Here is a 19,413-nt window from a genome sequence, read left to right on the forward strand (position 1 = left end):
CGTCGCTGCAGTCGAGCGACAGGAGCTGCCTACGCTACGACGCGGGCACCATACGTTCCGGTATGCGCCGCACAGTTCTGCGTGCGGCAGGCAAAAAAGAGCCGAGCATGAGCTCGGCTCCATGTGGGCCCCTGGTGCCGGAGAGGGTTCCCCACCCGGGACTCAGCCGTTGGCCATCCACTTCAGGATCAAGCCGGTGACGTAGGCCAGGCCGGTGCCGGTGGCATAGCCCACCGTGCCCAGCAGCACACCCACCGGGGCCAGCGTCGGATGGAATGCCGCCGCCACCACCGGGGCCGAGGCGGCCGCACCGATGTTGCCCTGCGAACCGATCGCAAAGAAGAACAGCGGCGCGCGCAGCAGCTTGGCCACCACCCACAGCACCAGCACGTGCGTGGCCATCCAGATCGCGCCGAGCAGGAACAGCCACGGCCGATCCAGCAGCGACAGCAGGTTCATCTGCATGCCGATGCAGGCGATCAGGAAATACAGGAACACCGTGCCCAAGCGCGACGCACCAGCTGCTTCCAGCCGGCGTGCGCGGGTGAAGCTCAGGCCCAGGCCCATCGCGGTGGACAGCAGGATGACCCAGACGAACTGGCTGTCCAGGCTGAACTGGCTGGCCCAGCTGACATTGGCCTTGAACCAGCCCGACAGCGGCGCCGCGATGGCGTGGGCCAGACCGACACCGCCCAGTGCCACGCCGACGATCACCATCAGGTCGGTCATGCTGGGAATGCGCGCGTTCTGTGCCTCATAGGCACTGATGCGTGCCTTCATCTCGTCGATGGCACGGGTGTCGGCACCATTGCGGGTGTCGATCTGCTGTGCGCGGTTGGCCAGGAACAGCAGGATCGCCATCCACAGACTGGCACAGGCCACGTCAACCACCGCGAACTGGCCGAAGGTGGTGGCATCGGTGCCGAACACTTCGCGCATGGCGACCATGTTGGCGCCGCCACCGATCCAGCTGCCGGCCAGCGCCGCCATGCCGGCCCAGGTATCACCGGCCACGGTTTCCGGATGGATCAGCTTCATCAGCTGGAACGAGACGATGGCGCCGAGCATGATGCCGGCGGTACCGGCACAGAACACGATCAGCAGTTTCGGGCCGAGCTTGGCGATGCCTTTCAGATCGATCGACAGGGTCAGCAGGACCAGCGCGGCCGGCAGCAGCACGTCGCGCGCGACCGGGTTGTACAGCGAGGTGTTGTGGCCATCGATGACACCGGCGGTGTTGTAGATGGCGGGGATGAAGTAGCACAGCAGCAGTGCCGGCACCCAGGCGAAGATTTTCTTCAGTAACGGGGTCGGACCACTGGCGGCCCAGAAGATCAGGGCCAGGGTGGCGGCAATCAGGCCCAGTCCAACGATGTCGTTGCTGATCAGGGCAGTAGCGGGTTCGGTCGGCATGGGATCCTCTGTCGATCGAAAGAGCGGAGAAAAAAAAGCGCCGCATAAAGCGGCGCAGGTCGAGATTAACATTGTCTTCACGCCGGGTCATGCCGCAGCGCGGAGCAGGACTGGGAGACCGGTCAGGCGGGGCGCGAGGCGCCGAAGTCCAGAGTGACGCGCGTTCCGCGCGGCTCGCAGGGCTGCAGCTGCAGGGTCCAGCCCAGGTGCTCGCACAGCCGTGCGATCAGGTCCAGGCCGATGCCGCCGCCACGATCGGCGCGCCCGCCACGGGCCATGCGGGCGTGGATGGCGGCAATCTCCTCCGGGCTCATGCCGTGCCCCGGGTCCTGCAGGGTCAGCACCGCCGACGCGCTCAGCTGCAGTTCGATATGGCCGCGGCCACTGTTCTCGATGGCGTTGCGCAGCAGGTTGCCGATCGCTGCCTGCACCACCGCCAGCGGCGCGACGATGTCCACCGGTGCGGCCTGGATGCCGATGCTCAGGTCCTTGTCGCCCAGCAGGTGGCGATGGTCGTCGACGATTTCCGGAAGCAGCTGGTCCAGCGCAATGCGCTCGGCACGAGCCGCCAGTCGCGCCGGATCACGGGCCAGCACCAGCAGCAGTTCGATCAGCTGCTCCACGCTCTGCGCCGTGCGCAGCACCCGCTGCATCTGCTGGCGCGCGCGATCGGGCAGGCCCGGCTGTTCCAGCGCCAGCTCGGCGGCACCGGTCATCACCGCGATCGGCGTGCGCAGCTCGTGGCTGGCGGTGCTGATGAAGACCCGCTCGCGCTCGACGAACTGCTCGTTGCGGTCCAGGTAGTCGTTCAGCGCATCGGCGATGGTATGCAGCTCGGAGCTGCCACGCGGGTCGACCTCGATGCGCTGGCCCTGCACCCCAGGTCGCAACCCGGCAATGCGCTGCGCCAGCAGGCTCAACGGACGCACCATCCGCTCCATGCCGAACGAAGCCATCAGCACGGTGACGAAGATCATGATCACGCCGGCCAGCATCACCCAGCGCGTGGCGAACTGTTCCAGGTCGTGGAAGTCGGAAATGTCCAGCGCCAGTGCCACCCGCCCCATCGAGCCGGTATCACGCACCATCACCGCAGTCTGCCGCCCCTTGATCGGGACCCCGTCATGCAGTCCCGGGTGCAGCGTACGCACGCTTTCCGGCATGTTGCCTTCGTCAAAGCGGAACAGGCTGAGCGTGTCCGAGTCCTGCCAGCGGTAATGCGGCTCGTGCTCGGTGTGCTCGACGATGCTGTCCAGTTCGGAATTGAGCAGCGCACGCCAGGCGGCGTGCTCGGCATGCTCGTGCACGTAGTTGCCAACGCTGAACACCGCGATCGACAGCAGCGCCAGGTAGCCCAGCAACCACCACACCACCCGCCGGTACAGCGGCCCCGGCTTACGCGCCTTCATCATCATCCTTGCCGGCATCGCTGGCCGTGGCCACCGCCAAGCGGTAGCCAACCCGCGGCAGGGTATGGATCAGCTTCTCGGCGAACGGCCCATCCACACTGCGGCGCAGCTCATAGACATGCGAACGCAGCAGGTCGCCATCCGGTGGCTCGTCGCCCCAGAGCGCGAACTCCAGCTGCTGGCGGGTCACCGCGCCCGGGCTGGCCCGCATCAGCACTTCCAGCAGCTTGCGACAGGCCGGGTACAGATGCAGCACCTGGCTGCCGCGCTGGGCCTCAAGGGTCGCCAGATCCAGCACCAGGTCGCCCACCTGCAGGCGCTTGCGCGGGTTGCGACCCTGCGCGCGCAGCAACAGGGCCTCCAGCCGCACCTCCAGCTCGGGCAGCGCGAAGGGCTTGGTCAGGTAGTCGTCGGCGCCAGCGCGGAAGCCGGCGATCTTGTCCGGCAGTTCGTCGCGCGCGGTCAGCATGATCACCGGCACCTCCGACGCATGCTCGGCGCGCAGCCGGCGCAGCACCTCGGGGCCTTCCATGCGCGGCAGCATCCAGTCCAGGATCACCGCGTCGTAGGGATGGCTGCCGGCCAGGTGCAGGCCAGTGATGCCATCCGGAGCCACGTCCAGCACATGCCCGCGCGACTCGAAATAGTCGAACAGGTTGGCCACCAGCTGGCGGTTGTCCTCGATCACCAACAGACGCATGCACGAAACATCCACGGAAGTTCGTAACATGGTAGCGCTGCCCATGTCGGAATGCGGTCGCCTTGGCCACCTCTGACGCTTTTCCCACCCCCGCCACCTCAGAATGGCTGTTTTGCTCCCGGAGCCTGCCGTGCCCGTAGCCCTGCCCCGCCGTTGGCGCCTGCCCCTGTTGTGGCTGCTGATCATTGCTGCGTTGGCGGCCGGTATCGGCCTGCGTCAGCCGCAGCCGCCGGACGAACCGCGCTTCGTGCTGGCGGCGCGGGCCATGGTCGAGAGCGGGCAATGGCTGCTGCCGCACCGCGGCGTGGAGCTCTACGCGGAAAAGCCGCCGGTCTTCATGTGGCTGCAGGCCGCGGCCTACGAGATCGTCGGCAGCTGGCAGTGGTCGTTCCTGCTGCCGTCGTTGCTGGGCGCCCTGCTCAGCCTGTGGCTGATCTCGGACCTGGCCCGCCGGCTGTGGTCGCCCCGGCATTCCGTCTATGCCCTCGCAGCGCTGTTCTGCACCCTGCAGTTCGGGCTGATGGCCAAGCGCGCGCAGATCGACATGGTGCTGGTGGGGATGACCACCGTGGCCCTGTGGGGGCTGATGCGCCACCTGTGTGAACGCCGCAACCTGCCCGCCCTGTGGCTGGCCGGCTTCGCCGCAGGCGTCGGCACGGTGACCAAGGGCGTGGGTTTCCTGCCGCTGCTGCTGGTGCTGCCCTGGTTCGGCTGGTGGCTGTACCAGCGCCGTCGCGGGCACCGAGTGGAGGGTCCGCACCCGGCAACGCTGCTGTGGTTGATCCCGGCGTTCCTGCTGGGCGCGGGCGTGTGGCTGGCGCCGCTGGGCTGGGCCCTGCTGCATACGCCCAGCGCCGAACTGCAGGCCTACGCGCACGAGCTGTTGTTCAAGCAGACCGGCACCCGCTACGCCAATGCCTGGCACCACCGGCAGCCGGCCTGGTATTACCTGCAGGTGATCCTGACCCTGTGGCTGCCGGGCAGCCTGCTGCTGCCGATGCTGTTCAAGCCCTGGTGGCGCCGCATCCGTCGTGGCGATCGCCGCCAGTGGCTGCTGCTGGGCTGGGCCGTACTGGTACTGGTGTTCTTCAGTGCCAGCCCGGGCAAGCGCGAGGTGTATCTGCTGCCGATGCTGCCGGCAATGGCGCTGGCCGTAGCGCCGCTGCTGCCGGGCCTGCTGCGTCGGCTGTGCGTGCGCCGCTACCTGTTCGGCTACAGCGTGGTACTGATGCTGGCGACGGGCGTGCTCGGCGTGATGCTGATGACCGAGCACCCGTGGGCCGTGGCCCAGCTGGAGCGCCGGGCCATGCCCGACACCCTGCTTCCGGTGCTGGGTGACGGCCTGCTGACCTTCGCCATCGCCCTGGCCACGTTGATCGTCTGGCTGCGGGTACGCCGCGCCGCAACGCTGGTACTGCTGACCCACGGCATGCTTTGGATGCTCTACGGTCTGGTGCTGATCCCGGCACTGGACCCCTACGCATCGGCGTCGGCACTGATGCGCCGGGTAGGCGCGCGGATCGGCCCAGACGCGGAGTTGGCACTGGTCGCCTGGCGCGAGCAGAACCTGCTGCAGGCAGACCGGCCGGTGCGCGAATTCGGCTTCAAGCGCCCCTGGGCAGAGCAATGGCACGACGCCGGCCCGTGGCTGGCCGAGGCACCGGACAAGCGCTGGCTGCTGGTACTGGATGATGCGATGAGTCCCTGCGTGGACCCAGCCAAGGTGATCGATATCGGTGTTGCCAATCGCAATCGTTGGCAACTGCTTCCCGGTACGGCCTGGGACCCGGAGTGCCACGCCGAGCGGACAGGATCGACCGCCGAAGAAGACTGAACGCTGACCCGTGCCGGGCAAGCATTAACCCGGCACGAACGAGCGTCCGACCCTTCTCCGACATCCAGGTGACGAGCATGGCCGCGGATTCCCGACCCGCCCTTTCCCAGCATGCCCGTCCGTCCCCTTGATTCGGTAGCGCCGCTTGCGACATCGCCACTGGCGTCAAAATTCGCCGTAACTCACCTCTGGCTGCCTGTCGCAATCGGTCTGCCCTTGTTTACGCTGCTGATGGGTTTCGGCGGCGATCAATGGGTAGCCGACCACCTGTTCCGTCTTGAAGGTGGCCATTGGGCGTTGCAGGACGCCTGGGTTACCCGCACGGTGGTGCACAAGGTGGGCAAATGGCTGAGCACGGCTGCAGCGCTCGTGGCGATCCTGTTGTGCTTCCATCACTGGCGCAAGGGTCGCGATCGCACCCTGCGGTGGGCGCTGCTTTATGTCGTTATTGCCATGGCCCTGGGTACCGGCGTGATCTCCCTGCTGAAGTCGCTGGTGCCGATGGAATGCCCGTGGGACCTGCTGCGCTACGGCGGCCAGCAGCCTTTCATCGGGCTTTTCACCGTGCGCCCGGCCGGCATGGCGCCGCAGGCCTGCTTCCCGGCCGGTCACGCCAGCGCTGGCTATGCATGGTTGTCTCTGTACTATTTCGCCCTGCTGTGGCGCCCGTCGTGGCGCTGGGCCGGACTGTGGATCGGCCTTGGCACTGGCCTGGTGTTCGGCATCAGCCAGCAGCTGCGGGGCGCGCATTTCCTTTCGCATGACGTTGCCACTGCGTTGATATGTTGGCTGCTTTCGCTCGGCCTGTATGTCCTGATCCGCCGTCAGCTGGACCGTCCCAACCGCCAGGAGGCAAACGCATGAGTGCATCGGTCCAACGCCCCGCCCGCCTTCCCGCACTGGCGAGTCTTCGCCGCTGGCGGCCGCAGCTGTCCACCGAAGCACTGATCGCCCTGACCAGCCTGTTCTTCGCGGTGGCCGGCAACGGCCTGTTCTGGCACAGCGCAATGGCCAGCCATCCGGGCAGCCTGCGCTACGCGCTCTCGCTGCTGCTGTTGCTGCTGGGTGCGCACGGCGTGCTGCTGGGCATCCTGGTCTGGCGCTGGAACGCCAAGGTGGTGATCAGCCTGCTGTTGCTGGTAACCGCCTTCGCTGCGCACTACATGAGCCGCTACCACATCTACCTGGATGCGGACATGCTGCGCAACGTGCTGGCGACCGATCCCAAGGAAAGCCGCGAGCTGATGACCATATCGCTGGTGTGGCCGGTGCTGTTGCTGGCAGTGCTGCCGATGGCGGTGCTGTGGCGCGTGCAGCTGCGCCGCCGCAGCTTGGGCCGCAGCCTGCTCTGGCGCGTCGGCTTCCTGGTCGTGGCGGCAGTGACCGCGGTCGGCGGCGCGTTGATCTCGTTCCAGGACGTCTCGGCACTGATGCGCAACCAGCGCGAAGTGCGTTACCTCGCCACCCCGGCCAATGTGCTGCTGGGCATGCCGCGTGCACTGCGTGGCGACAACCCGGTGCAGCGCGCACCGAAGTTGCCGATCGGTACCGATGCCAAGGCCACCCCGCGCGCGCCGGCCAGCAAGCCGCGCCTGCTGGTGATCGTCATGGGCGAGACCGTGCGCGCGCAGAACTGGGGGCTCAACGGTGGCCGTAACACCACCCCGGAACTGGCGCAGGCCAGCGTGATCAATTTCCCGGACATGCACTCGTGCGGCACCAGCACCGAGGTTTCACTGCCGTGCCTGTTCTCGCCATGGGGCCGGCACGACTACGACGAGAAGAAGATCCGCGCGCACCAGTCGCTGCTGCACGTATTGAACCGTGCCGGCATCGCGCCGCTGTGGCGTGACAACCAGTCCGGCTGCAAGGGCGTGTGCGAAGGCCTGGACTTCCAGTCATTGTCCGATGCGACCACCCCGGGCCTGTGCGCTGACGGCCGCTGCATGGACGAAATCCTGCTGCAGGACCTGGCCACCCAGGTACGTGCAAAGCCCGGCGACCGGGTGGTGGTGCTGCACCAGCTGGGCAACCACGGCCCGGCCTACTTCGAGCGCTACCCGCCCGCGTTCCGCCGCTTCACCCCCACCTGCGATACCCGCGACATCGGCCGCTGCTCGCGCGAAGAGATCACCAACAGTTACGACAACGCCGTGCTGTACACCGATCACTTCCTGACCAAGACCATCGGCACGCTGCAGGGCATGCAGGACTACGACACGGCGATGATCTACCTGTCCGACCACGGCGAGTCGCTGGGCGAGAAGGGCCTGTTCCTGCATGGCGTGCCCTACGCCATCGCCCCGGCCGAGCAGACCCGGGTACCGATGACGATGTGGTTCTCGCAGGGCTTCGCCAGCAGCCGCGGGCTGGACCTGCAGTGCGTGCGCAAGCGTTCGGCGGCCTACACCGACCACGACAACCTGTTCCCGTCGGTACTGGGCCTGATGCAGGTAAAGACCTCGCTGTACGAGCGCGACCGCGACGTGTTCGCCAACTGCGAAGGGTGAGGGTTGTTCGGCAGGGCTTGCAGCCCTGCACCTGCAGAGGCAACGGCAACTTCAACAGCCGAAGCAACAGCAACAGCGTGCATTCCGTGGGATGGCGGGGTGGGTCCGGTGGCGGGAGACGCCGTAAACCCATCCCTGGGGGCTTGGCCGCGGCATCCATGCCGCGGACACTCCCGCCACCGGACCCGCCCCGCCTTCGACAGTTTTCCGCGATCTGTTGGAACGACCGTGGGGTCAGATCCGTTTTCCGGAGGAAAACGGATCTGACCCCATTCTTGTTTGTCGATACCTGACAGATGTGTCGACCAAGGTCGACACCCACCAACAGCCGCCGCGATCTGTCAGAGGTGGGGCGGTGTGGGCTTGCAGGACCGCTGGCGCCATGGATGGCGCCATCGAGCCCCCATGGATGGGTTTACGGCGTGTCCTGCAAGCCCACACCGCCGCGCCATCCCACGGATACCCTGCTTTTGCGGTTGCTTCGGCGTTTGCTGTTGCTTGTGCTCTGGCCTCTGCGGGTGCCGGGCGCCGCCCGGCCGACTTCCGCCACTTGCGGTGGCAGCAACTGCCCACTAGCCTTCGGCCGTCGTTCACCACCCAAGGACCGCCCGTGAAACACCGTCATCTCCTGCTGGCCTCGGCAATCGCCGCCGCCACGCTGGCCCTGGCCGCCTGCAAGAAGGAAGCTGCCCCAGGCACCGATACCGCCAGCAGCAGCGCCCCGGCCGGCGAAACCGCCGACCAGTTCGTGGCCCGCATCAATGCCGAATTCAAGGCCGCCTACCCGGAGATGACCTCGGCGCAGTGGCTGTCCTCCACCTACATCAACAGTGATTCGGAACGCATCGCGGCCAAGGCCAACGAGCGTTCGCTGACCCAGCTCAACAGCTGGATCGAACAGGCCGCCACGTTCGACGGCAAGCCGATGAGCGAGGACAGCAAGCGCGCGATCCACCTGCTGAAACTGATGTCCTCGATGCCGGCGCCGCGCGACCCGGCCAAGCTGGCCGAGCTGACCCAGATCGCCACCCGCATGGAAGGCAGCTACGGTGCCGGCAAGTACTGCACCGACGCCAACGATCCGAACTCCTGCCGCCAGCTGGGCGAGCTGGAGCAGGTGCTGGCGCGCAGCCGCGACTACGACAAGCAGCTCGATGCCTGGCAGGGCTGGCACAGCACCACCAAGAGCATGCGCGGCGACTACCAGAAGTTCGTCGGCCTGGTGAACGAAGGCGCCAAGGGCATGGGCTTCACCGATGCCGGCCAGATGTGGCGCAGCGGCTACGACATGCCGCCGGAGCAGATCGGCCCGGAAACCGACCGCCTGTGGGAACAGGTCAAGCCGATGTATGAGCAGCTGCACTGCTATGCGCGCGGCAAGCTGGACAAGACCTATGGCAAGGACAAGGCGGAAGTGGGCAACGGCCTGATCGCCGCACACCTGCTCGGCAACATGTGGCAGCAGGACTGGTCGAACCTGTGGGACCAGCTGGAACCGTACCCGGGTGCCGGCAGCCTGGACATCACTGCAGCGCTGGAAAAGCAGTACCAGACCAACCTGAGCGCAGCGCTGGCCAAGGCCGGCAAGGACGCCAACGTGGCCGCGCAGTACAAGGCGCAGCGCGAGGCCGAACTGCGTACCGCCAAGCAGATGACCGAGCGCGCGCAGGACTTCTACGTGTCGTTGGGCATGCCGTCGCTGCCGCAGTCGTACTGGGAGAAGACCCAGTTCATCAAGCCCGACGATCGCGACGTGGTCTGCCACGCCAGCGCCTGGGACATGAACATGGAAGGCGACGTGCGCACCAAGATGTGCATCAAGCCGAACGAAGAGAACTTCACCACCATCTACCACGAGCTGGGCCACATCTATTACGACCTGGCCTACAACCCGCTGCCGCCGCTGTTCCAGGGCGGTGCCAACGATGGCTTCCATGAAGCGATCGGCGACACCATCGTGCTGGCGATGACGCCCAAGTACCTCAGCTCGATCGGCCTGGTCGATGCACCGACCGAGAGCCGCGAGGCAGTCATCAACAACCAGATGCGCATGGCGCTGTCGGGCGTATCGTTCCTGCCGTTCGGGCTGATGATCGACCGCTGGCGCTGGGGCGTGTTCGATGGTTCGATCACCGCCGACAACTACAACAAGGCGTGGTGGGACCTGAAGGCAAAGTACCAGGGCGTGGCACCGGCCAGCACCCGTGGCGAAGAATTCTTCGACCCGGGCGCGAAGTACCACGTGCCGGGCAACACCCCGTACACGCGTTACTTCCTGGCGCGCATCCTGCAGTTCCAGTTCTACAAGGGCCTGTGCGACGCGGCCGGCTACAAGGGCCCGTTGCATGAGTGCACCTTCTACGGCAACAAGGAAGCCGGCCAGAAGTACTGGGCGATGCTGAGCAAGGGCGCCAGCCAGCCGTGGCAGGCCACGCTGAAGGAGTTGACCGGCACCGACAAGCTCGATGCCGGCCCGATGATCGAGTACTTCACCCCGGTCAACGAGTGGCTGAAGCAGCAGAACGAAGGCCAGATGTGCGGCTGGCAGGCCAACGCGGCACCGGCGGCGAAATGAAAAAAGGGGCGGATCCGCGAGGATCCGCCCCTTTCCGGTAGTGCCGGCCGCTGGCCGGCAACCACGCGATGAAGACCCAACGGGCAGCCGGCCAGCGGCCGGCCCTACCGAAATGCCTGTCAGCTGTCCTTCTTCGCCGCCATCGCGGCAACCAGTTCGGCCTTGAATTCTTCGAAGGTCTGGCCCTTCTCTTTCGCTTCGGCCTGCGCGGCATCGCGCAGCGCATCGGAATACATCAGGCGCACCGGCGTACCGTTGCGCTCGTGCAGTTCACCGGCCTGCATGATCAGCGCCAGCACCTGCGCGGCCGAGTCACTGTGCCCGGCGATGCGGCCATCCATGCCCAGCACCCATTCGCCATCACGGCGCACGACACCGGCCAGCAGGGTGCGCTGCGCATCGCGCAGCTCGGCATGCGGCTCCACCGGCGAGGCCTGGGCAGCGGCCTTGTTGGCGGCCTGCTTTTCCTGGCGACGGCGCTGGTCGCGGCGGGTCTTGGAGCTGGTGGACATGGTGCGGTACCGCTGCGAGGGGGGCGCAAGGATAGCGCACCCCGCCCGCAGCGCCGCTTCACGTCGCCTCAGTCCAGTACTTTGCCGTGCCTCCAGTAGCCCATGAAGGTGATCGCTCGGCGGTCCAGCCCACAGTCGCGGACCAGATGGCGGCGGATCGCCATCACGGCCCCTGCCTCGCCTGCCACCCAGGCATACAGCGGTCCGCCCACACTGGCATCGGCCTGCTCCCAGAGGATCTGCGCGTCGACGTCGATCTCTTCCAGCGCATCGTCGGCAGCCACGCTCGACGACGCCGCCAAGCGCGCCTGCACTGCCTGCAGCAGGGGCTGCCCGTACGTCGCCTGCCCGCGCGGCAACCAGACCAGCTCGGCCGTGGCCGGCGCCTTCAGGGGAACCGCATCACCGGCCTGCGCCACCTCCAGCAGGGCCAGCGTGCGCGGCGGATCCACCATGGCCGCCAGTTCCTCGAGAATCCCGGCCACTGCCGGCAACGCGGTCTCGTCAGCCACCAGCAGCACCTGGCCAACGCCGGCCGGCGGCTTCCATTCCCAGCCCTCGCTGCTCTCGGCGCAGTCGGCGTCCGGGGCCAGCAGCACCACGCGGTCTCCCGGCCTTGCATGCATGGCCCAGCGCGAAGCGGGCCCGGTCACGCCGTGGATGACGAAATCGACGTCGACCTCGCCCTGCTCGGCGCGTAGCTGGCGGATCGTGTAGGTGCGCATCGGCGGGCGCTGATCATCCGGCAGCGCCCGGTAGCGCGGGTACCAGTCCTCGCCGCTGGGGACCTGCGGCAGGTCCTGGCCGGGCAAGGGGAAGAACACCTTGATCCGCTGGTCCGGGCCTTCGGTCTTCATCCGCGCCACGTCGGCACCAGTGAACACCATGCGGTCCAGGGAAGGGGAGAGAACGCGGCGCTCCTTCAGCGCCACCTCGAACAGGCGGTAGGTCTGCTGCGCAGCCATGGGGGAACCTCATGCAACGACATCGGATTGGCTGGCTGTCGTGCACCTGTGCACCGGCTGGCTGGAGTGCCCAGCCTAGTCCCGTGGTTTCCCGTCGCAAGCGCTGCGGGCGTCGCGGCCTGCCCTACCCCTGCACGCTGCTCAGTGACCCGTGCAGACTGCCTGCGCCGCGCGTTCACGTTGGTGTTCCCAGTACCAGAACACGAAACCAGCACCGAAGAAGGCGGCCTGGCCCAACGCCAGGCGCAGCGGGCTGGCGCTCAGCAGCGGCGACACCACGCCGGCCACCACGGTGCTGATCATCAGCTGCACGAAGGCCTGCAGCGACGAGGCCAGGCCGCGCTGGTGCGGGTACATGTCCAGCACCGCCAGCGCCAGGATCGGGAAAATCAGCGCCATGCCCATGCCGCCCAGGAAGATCGGCAGCACCGCCCACGGCAGCACGAACTGCGGGGCCAGCGCCACGTAGCCGACGTTCAGCAGCACCGACAGCGCGCACAGGACGAAACCGATGGCGACCTGGCGGGTGGGCGTGGTGTGCCCGGCCATGCGCCCCGACAGAAACGAGCCGGTGGTCATGCCGCCGATGGTGGGGATGAACAGCCAGGCAAAACCACCCTCGCCCAGATGCAGGTGCTGCATCACGAACACCGGCGCCGAGGAGATGTACAGGAAGATGCCGCCGAAACCGATGCTGCCGGCCAGCGCCAGGCGCAGGAACCGCGGGTTGAAACCAATGCGCACGTAATCGCGCATCAGCACGCGCGGCGACAACGGCACCCGTGCCTCCACCGGATGGGTTTCCGGCAGGTAGCGTGCGGTCGCCGCCAGCAGGACCAGTGCGAACACCACCAGGAACCAGAAGATCAGTGGCCAGCCGGCGCCGCTGAGCAGGATCCAGCCACCGATGATCGGTGCGATCGCCGGTGCGATGCCGAACAGCATCGACACCTGGCTCATCAGTCGCTGCGCGTCGTGGCCGTGGTACAGGTCGCGGATCACCGCGCGGCCGACGATCATGCCGACGCCCGCGGACAGTCCCTGCAGCGCGCGGAACGCCAGCAGCGTGGTCAGGTCGGTGGACAGCGCGCAGCCAACCGAAGCGCCGACGAACACCACCAGGCCGCCAAGGATCACCCGCTTGCGGCCCCAGGCATCGGACAGCGGGCCGTGCGCCAGGCTCATCAGGCCGTAGAACAGCAGGTATACGCTGATGGTCTGCTGCACTGCCACCTCGTCCACCGCCAGGCGCTGGGCCAGCTGCGGGAACGCCGGGAAGATGGTGTCGATCGAGAACGGACCGAACATGGCCAGGCCGGCGAGCAGCAGGGCCATGCGGCGGGTGGAAGGAGCAACAGCGGCGGTCATGGAGAAGGCGTCCGGCAGGGCCATGCGCGGCACGCACGGCGGGCGCCGGTCCCCCTGCAGCAGGGACGGCGCCAGATGAATTCGGGTATCCGCCCATCATAGGTGGGGATTGCACCTGATGCCATGCAGCAGTGCACAAAACGCACGGACGGGCCATCGGCCATTCAGGCGCGGCGGCCAGGTCCGAAGGCGGCCGGCGCGCCCGCAACGGGCTATAATCGGCGGGCAACACGGTGGGAGAAGCGGAACACCGCTGCCGAAGGCGCAACGCCCGTAATCGCTCAGGCCCGATACCACCCGTAACACAACTCTGGAGAGACCGGTTCGATCCGGCGCCGAAGGGGCACGAAGCTGCGGTTCGCCGCGCTTCCAAACTCTCAGGCAAAAGGACAGAGGGGCGCCCCGCAGACCGCCAACCGGCGGCTTGTGCCCGTGCGTGTGCCCTTTCCTGACGGATCCTTCGCCATGTCCCAGAACACCCCTTCCCTGCGTGAGCTCGAGCATCATTCCGCGTTCGTCGAGCGCCACATCGGTCCCAACGATGCCGAGATCGCGCAGATGCTCGACGTCGTCGGCCACGCGTCGCTGGATGCGATGACCGATGCCATCGTGCCGGCCAAGATCAAGTCGCCGGCGCCGCTGGCGCTGCCGGAGTCGATGACCGAAGTGCAGGCACTGGCGAAGATCCGTGCGATCGCCGACAAGAACACCGTGCTGCGCAGCTTCATCGGCCAAGGCTACTACGGTACCCACACGCCGAACGTGATCCTGCGCAACATCCTGGAAAATCCGGCCTGGTACACCGCCTACACCCCGTACCAGGCGGAAATCTCGCAGGGCCGCATGGAAGCGCTGATCAACTTCCAGACCCTGTGCGCCGACCTCACCGGCATGGAAATCGCCAACGCCTCGCTGCTGGACGAAGCCACCGCCGCCGCTGAAGCGATGACCCTGGCCAAGCGTTCGGCCAAGTCGAAGTCGGACACCTTCTTCGTGCACGACGCCGTGCACCCGCAGACCCTGGAGCTGCTGCGCACCCGCGCCGAGCCCATGGGCATCGTGCTGCGCGTCGGCACTCCGGCCGAAGCGCTGGAAGCGGAAGCCTTCGGCCTGCTGCTGCAGTACCCGGACACCTTCGGCCAGGTCGGCGACTACAAGGCGCTGGTCGATGCCGTGCACGCACGCGGTGGCCTGGTGGCCGTGGCCACCGACCTGCTGGCGCTGACCCTGCTGGCCGCCCCGGGCGAATGGGGTGCGGACATCGTGGTCGGCAACAGCCAGCGTTTCGGCGTGCCGTTCGGCTTCGGTGGCCCGCACGCGGCCTTCATGGCCTGCCGCGACGCCTACAAGCGCTCGATGCCGGGCCGCCTGATCGGCGTCTCGGTCGATGCCCAGGGCAACCCGGCCTACCGCCTGACCCTGCAGACCCGCGAGCAGCACATCCGCCGCGAGAAGGCCACCTCCAACATCTGTACCGCGCAGGTGCTGCTGGCAGTGATGGCGTCGATGTATGCCGTCTACCACGGCCCGGAAGGCCTGACCCGCATCGCCCGCCGCACCCATCGCCTGGCCTCGATCCTGGCTGCGGCGCTGCGCAAGGCCGGCGTGCAGGTTGGTGGCGACTTCTTCGACACCCTGCATGTCACTGGCGTGCACGCCGATGAGATCCACGCCAAGGCCCGCGCCGCCGGCTACAACCTGCGCGCGATCGACAGCGACTCGGTCGGCATCAGCCTGGACGAGACCACCACCCGCGCCGACATCGTTGCCGTGGCTGCCGTATTCGGTGCCGCACTGGATGTCGACGCGCTGGATGCCAGCACCGCCGATGCCCTGCCGGCCGGCCTGCTGCGCCAGTCCGCATTCCTGACCCACCCGGTGTTCAACACCCACCACAGCGAGCACGAACTGCTGCGCTACCTGCGTTCGCTGGCCGACAAGGACCTGGCGATGGACCGCACGATGATCCCGCTGGGCTCGTGCACCATGAAGCTCAACGCCACCGCCGAGATGATCCCGGTGACCTGGCCGGAGTTCTCGCAGATCCACCCGCTGGTGCCGGCCGACCAGGCGCTGGGCTACAAGGAACTGATCGATACGCTGGAAGCGATGCTGGTCGAGTGCACCGGCTACGATGCGGTCAGCCTGCAGCCGAACTCCGGCGCGCAGGGCGAGTACGCCGGCCTGCTGGCGATCCGCGCCTTCCACCGCTCGCGCGGTGAGGAACATCGCGACATCTGCCTGATTCCGGACTCGGCGCACGGCACCAACCCGGCCTCGGCACAGATGTGCGGCATGAAGGTGGTGGTCACCAAGACCGATGCCAACGGCAACGTCGATGTCGAGGACATCCGCCTCAATGCCGAAAAGTACAGCGACCGCCTGGCCGCGATCATGATGACCTACCCGTCCACGCACGGCGTGTTCGAGGAAGAGGTGGTGGAGATCTGCGAGATCATCCACAAGCACGGCGGCCAGGTGTACACCGACGGTGCCAACATGAACGCCCTGGTCGGCGTGGCCAAGCCGGGCAAGTGGGGTTCGGACGTTTCGCACCTGAACCTGCACAAGACCTTCTGCATCCCCCACGGCGGTGGCGGCCCGGGCGTCGGCCCGTGCGCGGTCAAGGAGCACCTGGCGCCGTTCCTGCCGGGCAAGCTGGGTGACCACGGCCCGGTCGGCATGGTCAGCGCAGCCAGCTTCGGCAGCGCCTCGATCCTGCCGATCAGCTGGATGTACATCGCGATGATGGGCACCGAAGGCCTGCGCAAGGCCACCCAGGTCGCGCAGCTCAATGCCAACTACATCGCCAAGCGCCTGGCCCCGCACTTCAAGACCCTGTACACCGGCCGCAACGGCCTGGTGGCGCATGAGTGCATCCTGGACGTGCGCCCGCTGGAGAAGACCAGCGGCATCGGTGCCGAGGACGTGGCCAAGCGCCTGATCGACTTCGGCTTCCACGCCCCGACCCTGAGCTTCCCGGTGGCCGGCACGCTGATGGTCGAACCGACCGAGAGCGAGTCGCTGCACGAGCTGGATCGCTTCATCAACGCGATGATCCAGATCCGCGAGGAAATCACCGCGATCGAAGACGGCCGCCTGGACCGCGAGGACAACCCGCTGAAGAACGCACCGCACACTGCCACCGCAGTGACCGCGAGCGAGTGGACCCACGCCTACCCGCGCGAACTTGCCGCCTTCCCGCTGGCCAGCCTGAAGCAGAGCAAGTACTGGCCGCCGGTGGCCCGTGTCGACAACGTGTACGGCGACAAGAACGTGATGTGCGCCTGCATCCCGGTCGATGCCTACAAGGATGATGAAGTCGAAGCGTGATTCCTCGCTGCATCGGTAAAGAAAACGGCCCGCGCAAGCGGGCCGTTTTCATAAGGGCGTATGGACCAGGGCCCACACCCACAAACATCTGATCACGGGTCCGGCATCTGCCCCAAGCTCAACTGCCACGACACGCCGAAGCGGTCCTGCACCCAGCCGTAGCGGTTGCTGAAGTCATAGTCGCCCACCGGCATCAACCAATGGCCGCCCTCACCCAGCACGCGTGCGGCACGTTCGAACTGCTCGGCACCGGAACACTCGACGAACAACGAGATCGACGGGGTGAAGGTGAAATCGTGCACGTCCAGGCTGTCGAAGCACAGGTAGTGGGTGCCACCGAGCAGGAAGATCGCCTGGCGGACCTGCCCCGGCACGCCGGCGCCGGCCCCCTCGGGATGGCGTTGCAGGGCCAGCAGGCGGAAATCGGCAAAGGCTTCGGCGTACAGGGCCAAGGCGGCCTCGGCCTGGCCGGTGAACATCAGGAAGGGGCGGCTGCGCAGCATGCGGTACTCCTGGTCGACGGGCCGCTGACGGCCCACACGATCAGGATGGCACGGCAGATGTGCAGCCCCCGTGGTAGTGCCGGCCGCTGGCCGGCAGCTTCAGTCACGCCTCGCGCATGCGCCGTGCGATGGCGCTGCTGGCGGCAATCGTGGCGGTCAACGCCACCATCGACAGGAACTGCAGGCGGGTATGCGACTCACTCAACAGCAGGCCGAAGATCAGTGCCAGAATCGCCAGCGCGCAGCAGGTCAGCCACGGGAAGCCGGCCATGCGGAACGGCAGCCGGGTACCCAGGCGATCCGCGCGACGACGCAGTACCAGCTGCGACACCAGCGACAGCGTCCACACCAGCAGGCAGGTGGAACCGACGATGTTCAGCAGCACCGGCAGCACCCGGTCCGGGAACAGCAGCTCCATCACCGTGGCGGCGAAACCGAACAGCACGCTGGCCAGCACAGCGATCACCGGCACCTGGCGCGGATCGGTCCAGCCCAACACGGCCGGCGCCTCACGACGCTGCGCCAGCGAATACATCATGCGCGAGGCACCGTAGAGGTTGGCATTGAGCGCCGACAGCAGCGCGATCACGGCAATCAGGGTGATGGCGGTACCGGCGCCCGGGATGCGAGCGATGTCCAGCACGGCGGCGAACGGCGACTTCAGTGCCTCGCTGGTCCATGGCACCACGGCGATGATCACGCTCAGCGAGCCGATGTAGAACACCAGGATGCGCCAGGCCACGGTGCGGATGGCACGGGCAATGCTGCGCTCGGGATCTTCGGTTTCGGCCGCCGCCACGGCCACGATCTCGGTGCCACCGAAGGCAAAAACGACAACCAGCAGCGCCGCACCGATCCCGGCCAGCCCCTTCGGCGCGAAGCCGCCATGCTCGGTGAAGTTGCTCAGGCCCGGCGAGGTCACCTGCGGCAGCCAGCCCATCAGCAGCGCCACACCGATGGCGATGAAGGCCAGGATCGCCGCCACCTTGAGGATGGCGAACCAGAATTCGAACTCGCCGAAGTTCTTCACCCCCAGCAGGTTGATCGCGGTGAAGAACAGCATGAAGGCCAACGCCGCCATTGGTACCGGTATTGCCGGCCAGACCGTGGCCAGCAGCCCGGCAGCCCCCACTGCTTCGGCGGCGATCACGATCACCAGCTGCACCCACCACAGCCAGCCCACGGTGGCACCGGCGGTAGCACCCATGGCGTCGGCTGCATACACCGAGAACGCGCCGCTGGTGGGCTTGGCCGCCGCCATCTCACCCAGCGCGTTCATCACGATGATCACCAGCGCACCAGCGACCAGATACGACACCAGAACCGCCGGACCGGCCGCCTGCACACCCACGCCCGAGCCGAGGAACAGGCCGGCGCCGATGGCGCTGCCCAGACCCATCATGATCAGCTGGCGGGGCTTGAGCGAATGTCCGAGGCGGGACGGCGAAGCGGTCGGAATCGAGTTGGGCATCGGCGGGGCTGGCTGCGGGCTACAGGGGCGACACCTTACCCTGTCCCATGCCCACGGGGATAGGCACAGCGCAGCAGGCGACTCAGGCCAGCGCCGGCTCGCCGACGTTCCCACCGATACGGGCGCGGTAGGCGCGCGGCGAGAAACCGGTTTCAGCCTTGAACTTGCGGGTAAAGGCGCTCTGGTCGCTGAAACCGCAGGCCTGGCCGATGCAGGCGATGCTGTCGTCACCGTGCAGCAGGTGCATGGCCATCTGGATCCGCAGCCGGGTCAGCACCTGCTGCGGGGTCATCTGGAACACCTTGCGGAAACTGCGTTCCAGCTTCGACAGCGAGAAGCCGGTGATGTCGAGCAGGGTCTGCATGCGCACGTTCTCGGCGTAGTGCGCATTGAGGTGGGCCAGGGCCAGCCGCAGCTGCTCGTACTGGGTGCCCAGGCTGTCCTTCTGGCCAAGGTCGCGGGAAATGCCGATCAGGCCCTCGATGGTCCCATCGACCACCAGCGGGCGCTTGCAGGTCAGGCACCAGCCCGGTTCGCGGTTGGCGAACAGGTGCAGCTCCATCAGGTTCTCGATCACCTCACCGGACAGCACGCGGGCGTCCTGGTCGACGTAGTCCGCACTGAGGCCGGTCGGGTAGATTTCAGCCGCGGTACGCCCGATGACGTCCTTGCGCGCGCGCAGGCCCAGCCGCCGCAGCATGGTCTGGTTGACGTGGGTGTAACGCCCCTGAAGGTCCTTGATGAAGAACAGCACATCCGGGATGGCGTCGAACAGGGCTTCGATGTCGGCGGGCTCGACTCGCATGCCACAAGCATAGCC

14 protein-coding genes and 1 riboswitch are annotated in these 19,413 nt (G+C 67.0%); of the genes, 5 read left to right on the forward strand and 9 right to left on the reverse strand.

Annotation, left to right across the window (positions count from 1 at the left end):
- Positions 1-162 precede the first annotated feature (162 nt).
- The 3 genes from SriyCCGPB3_RS15930 to SriyCCGPB3_RS15940 all read right to left on the reverse strand — a co-directional run bounded on the left by SriyCCGPB3_RS15930 (position 163) and on the right by SriyCCGPB3_RS15940 (position 3,522).
- The gene (locus SriyCCGPB3_RS15930) at positions 163-1,413 is read right to left on the reverse strand and encodes a DUF819 domain-containing protein (RefSeq protein ID WP_106551172.1); all 1,251 of its coding nucleotides are present in this window, start codon (positions 1,411-1,413) and stop codon (positions 163-165) included.
- A 122-nt stretch (positions 1,414-1,535) separates the two neighbouring features.
- Entirely contained in the window at positions 1,536-2,822 is a 1,287-nt protein-coding gene (locus SriyCCGPB3_RS15935; RefSeq protein WP_350259492.1) for a sensor histidine kinase, read from the reverse strand.
- Positions 2,809-3,522 (reverse strand): response regulator transcription factor, encoded by a 714-nt coding sequence (locus SriyCCGPB3_RS15940; protein WP_110713146.1) that lies wholly within the window; start codon positions 3,520-3,522, stop codon positions 2,809-2,811. The genes SriyCCGPB3_RS15935 and SriyCCGPB3_RS15940 overlap by 14 nt, the downstream gene beginning before the upstream one ends.
- 103 nt (positions 3,523-3,625) lie before the next feature.
- Here SriyCCGPB3_RS15940 and SriyCCGPB3_RS15945 point away from each other — a divergent pair, with 103 nt between their 5' ends.
- From SriyCCGPB3_RS15945 to SriyCCGPB3_RS15960, 4 genes are all read left to right on the forward strand, one after another.
- The gene (locus SriyCCGPB3_RS15945; RefSeq protein WP_433963277.1) at positions 3,626-5,356 is read left to right on the forward strand and encodes an ArnT family glycosyltransferase; all 1,731 of its coding nucleotides are present in this window, start codon (positions 3,626-3,628) and stop codon (positions 5,354-5,356) included.
- Positions 5,357-5,467: 111 nt separating this feature from the next.
- Positions 5,468-6,220, forward strand: coding sequence for a phosphatase PAP2 family protein (locus tag SriyCCGPB3_RS15950; protein WP_164162838.1), 753 nt, complete (start codon positions 5,468-5,470; stop codon positions 6,218-6,220).
- On the forward strand, positions 6,217-7,866 hold the full coding sequence (locus tag SriyCCGPB3_RS15955) for a phosphoethanolamine transferase (protein ID WP_164162839.1): 1,650 nt from the start codon (positions 6,217-6,219) through the stop codon (positions 7,864-7,866). Before SriyCCGPB3_RS15950 ends, SriyCCGPB3_RS15955 begins: the two co-directional genes overlap by 4 nt.
- 610 nt (positions 7,867-8,476) lie before the next feature.
- On the forward strand, positions 8,477-10,441 hold the full coding sequence (locus SriyCCGPB3_RS15960; protein ID WP_350259494.1) for a M2 family metallopeptidase: 1,965 nt from the start codon (positions 8,477-8,479) through the stop codon (positions 10,439-10,441).
- 119 nt (positions 10,442-10,560) lie between these two features.
- Here the strand turns inward: SriyCCGPB3_RS15960 and SriyCCGPB3_RS15965 are convergent, their stop codons facing one another.
- From SriyCCGPB3_RS15965 to SriyCCGPB3_RS15975, 3 genes are all read right to left on the reverse strand, one after another.
- Positions 10,561-10,953, reverse strand: coding sequence for a hypothetical protein (locus SriyCCGPB3_RS15965; protein ID WP_180847977.1), 393 nt, complete (start codon positions 10,951-10,953; stop codon positions 10,561-10,563).
- A 68-nt stretch (positions 10,954-11,021) separates the two neighbouring features.
- The gene (locus tag SriyCCGPB3_RS15970) at positions 11,022-11,918 is read right to left on the reverse strand and encodes a siderophore-interacting protein (RefSeq protein WP_110713154.1); all 897 of its coding nucleotides are present in this window, start codon (positions 11,916-11,918) and stop codon (positions 11,022-11,024) included.
- A 141-nt stretch (positions 11,919-12,059) separates the two neighbouring features.
- The gene (locus SriyCCGPB3_RS15975) at positions 12,060-13,286 is read right to left on the reverse strand and encodes a multidrug effflux MFS transporter (protein WP_350259495.1); all 1,227 of its coding nucleotides are present in this window, start codon (positions 13,284-13,286) and stop codon (positions 12,060-12,062) included.
- Positions 13,287-13,586: 300 nt separating this feature from the next.
- Positions 13,587-13,689: riboswitch (glycine riboswitch) on the forward strand.
- Between the two features lie 62 nt (positions 13,690-13,751).
- Between SriyCCGPB3_RS15975 and gcvP the strand changes: the two genes are divergently transcribed.
- Positions 13,752-16,619, forward strand: coding sequence for an aminomethyl-transferring glycine dehydrogenase (gene gcvP / locus SriyCCGPB3_RS15980; protein ID WP_180855354.1), 2,868 nt, complete (start codon positions 13,752-13,754; stop codon positions 16,617-16,619).
- A gap of 92 nt (positions 16,620-16,711) precedes the next feature.
- Here gcvP and SriyCCGPB3_RS15985 read toward each other — a convergent pair whose 3' ends face one another.
- The 3 genes from SriyCCGPB3_RS15985 to SriyCCGPB3_RS15995 form a co-directional block, all read right to left on the reverse strand.
- Positions 16,712-17,122, reverse strand: coding sequence for a VOC family protein (locus SriyCCGPB3_RS15985; protein ID WP_110713158.1), 411 nt, complete (start codon positions 17,120-17,122; stop codon positions 16,712-16,714).
- Between the two features lie 103 nt (positions 17,123-17,225).
- Positions 17,226-18,593 carry an amino acid permease gene (locus SriyCCGPB3_RS15990; RefSeq protein ID WP_014038111.1) on the reverse strand — a complete coding sequence of 456 codons (1,368 nt, stop codon included), beginning with the start codon at positions 18,591-18,593 and terminating at the stop codon, positions 17,226-17,228.
- An 82-nt stretch (positions 18,594-18,675) separates the two neighbouring features.
- Positions 18,676-19,398 (reverse strand): AraC family transcriptional regulator, encoded by a 723-nt coding sequence (locus SriyCCGPB3_RS15995; protein WP_164162805.1) that lies wholly within the window; start codon positions 19,396-19,398, stop codon positions 18,676-18,678.
- Positions 19,399-19,413 lie beyond the last annotated feature (15 nt).

This window comes from Stenotrophomonas riyadhensis (genome assembly GCF_040256885.1).
Lineage (GTDB): Bacteria > Pseudomonadota > Gammaproteobacteria > Xanthomonadales > Xanthomonadaceae > Stenotrophomonas > Stenotrophomonas riyadhensis.

What these genes read in the sequence shown, in the direction of transcription:
- SriyCCGPB3_RS15930 (WP_106551172.1), bottom strand. Translation starts at nt 1,413, where the DNA reads ATGCCGACCGAACCCGCTACTGCCCTGATCAGCAACGACATCGTTGGA.
- SriyCCGPB3_RS15935 (WP_350259492.1), bottom strand. Translation starts at nt 2,822, where the DNA reads ATGAAGGCGCGTAAGCCGGGGCCGCTGTACCGGCGGGTGGTGTGGTGG.
- SriyCCGPB3_RS15940 (WP_110713146.1), bottom strand. Translation starts at nt 3,522, where the DNA reads ATGCGTCTGTTGGTGATCGAGGACAACCGCCAGCTGGTGGCCAACCTG.
- SriyCCGPB3_RS15945 (WP_433963277.1), top strand. Translation starts at nt 3,626, where the DNA reads ATGGCTGTTTTGCTCCCGGAGCCTGCCGTGCCCGTAGCCCTGCCCCGC.
- SriyCCGPB3_RS15950 (WP_164162838.1), top strand. Translation starts at nt 5,468, where the DNA reads ATGCCCGTCCGTCCCCTTGATTCGGTAGCGCCGCTTGCGACATCGCCA.
- SriyCCGPB3_RS15955 (WP_164162839.1), top strand. Translation starts at nt 6,217, where the DNA reads ATGAGTGCATCGGTCCAACGCCCCGCCCGCCTTCCCGCACTGGCGAGT.
- SriyCCGPB3_RS15965 (WP_180847977.1), bottom strand. Translation starts at nt 10,953, where the DNA reads ATGTCCACCAGCTCCAAGACCCGCCGCGACCAGCGCCGTCGCCAGGAA.
- SriyCCGPB3_RS15970 (WP_110713154.1), bottom strand. Translation starts at nt 11,918, where the DNA reads ATGGCTGCGCAGCAGACCTACCGCCTGTTCGAGGTGGCGCTGAAGGAG.
- SriyCCGPB3_RS15975 (WP_350259495.1), bottom strand. Translation starts at nt 13,286, where the DNA reads ATGACCGCCGCTGTTGCTCCTTCCACCCGCCGCATGGCCCTGCTGCTC.
- gcvP (WP_180855354.1), top strand. Translation starts at nt 13,752, where the DNA reads ATGTCCCAGAACACCCCTTCCCTGCGTGAGCTCGAGCATCATTCCGCG.
- SriyCCGPB3_RS15985 (WP_110713158.1), bottom strand. Translation starts at nt 17,122, where the DNA reads ATGCTGCGCAGCCGCCCCTTCCTGATGTTCACCGGCCAGGCCGAGGCC.
- SriyCCGPB3_RS15990 (WP_014038111.1), bottom strand. Translation starts at nt 18,593, where the DNA reads ATGCCCAACTCGATTCCGACCGCTTCGCCGTCCCGCCTCGGACATTCG.
- SriyCCGPB3_RS15995 (WP_164162805.1), bottom strand. Translation starts at nt 19,398, where the DNA reads ATGCGAGTCGAGCCCGCCGACATCGAAGCCCTGTTCGACGCCATCCCG.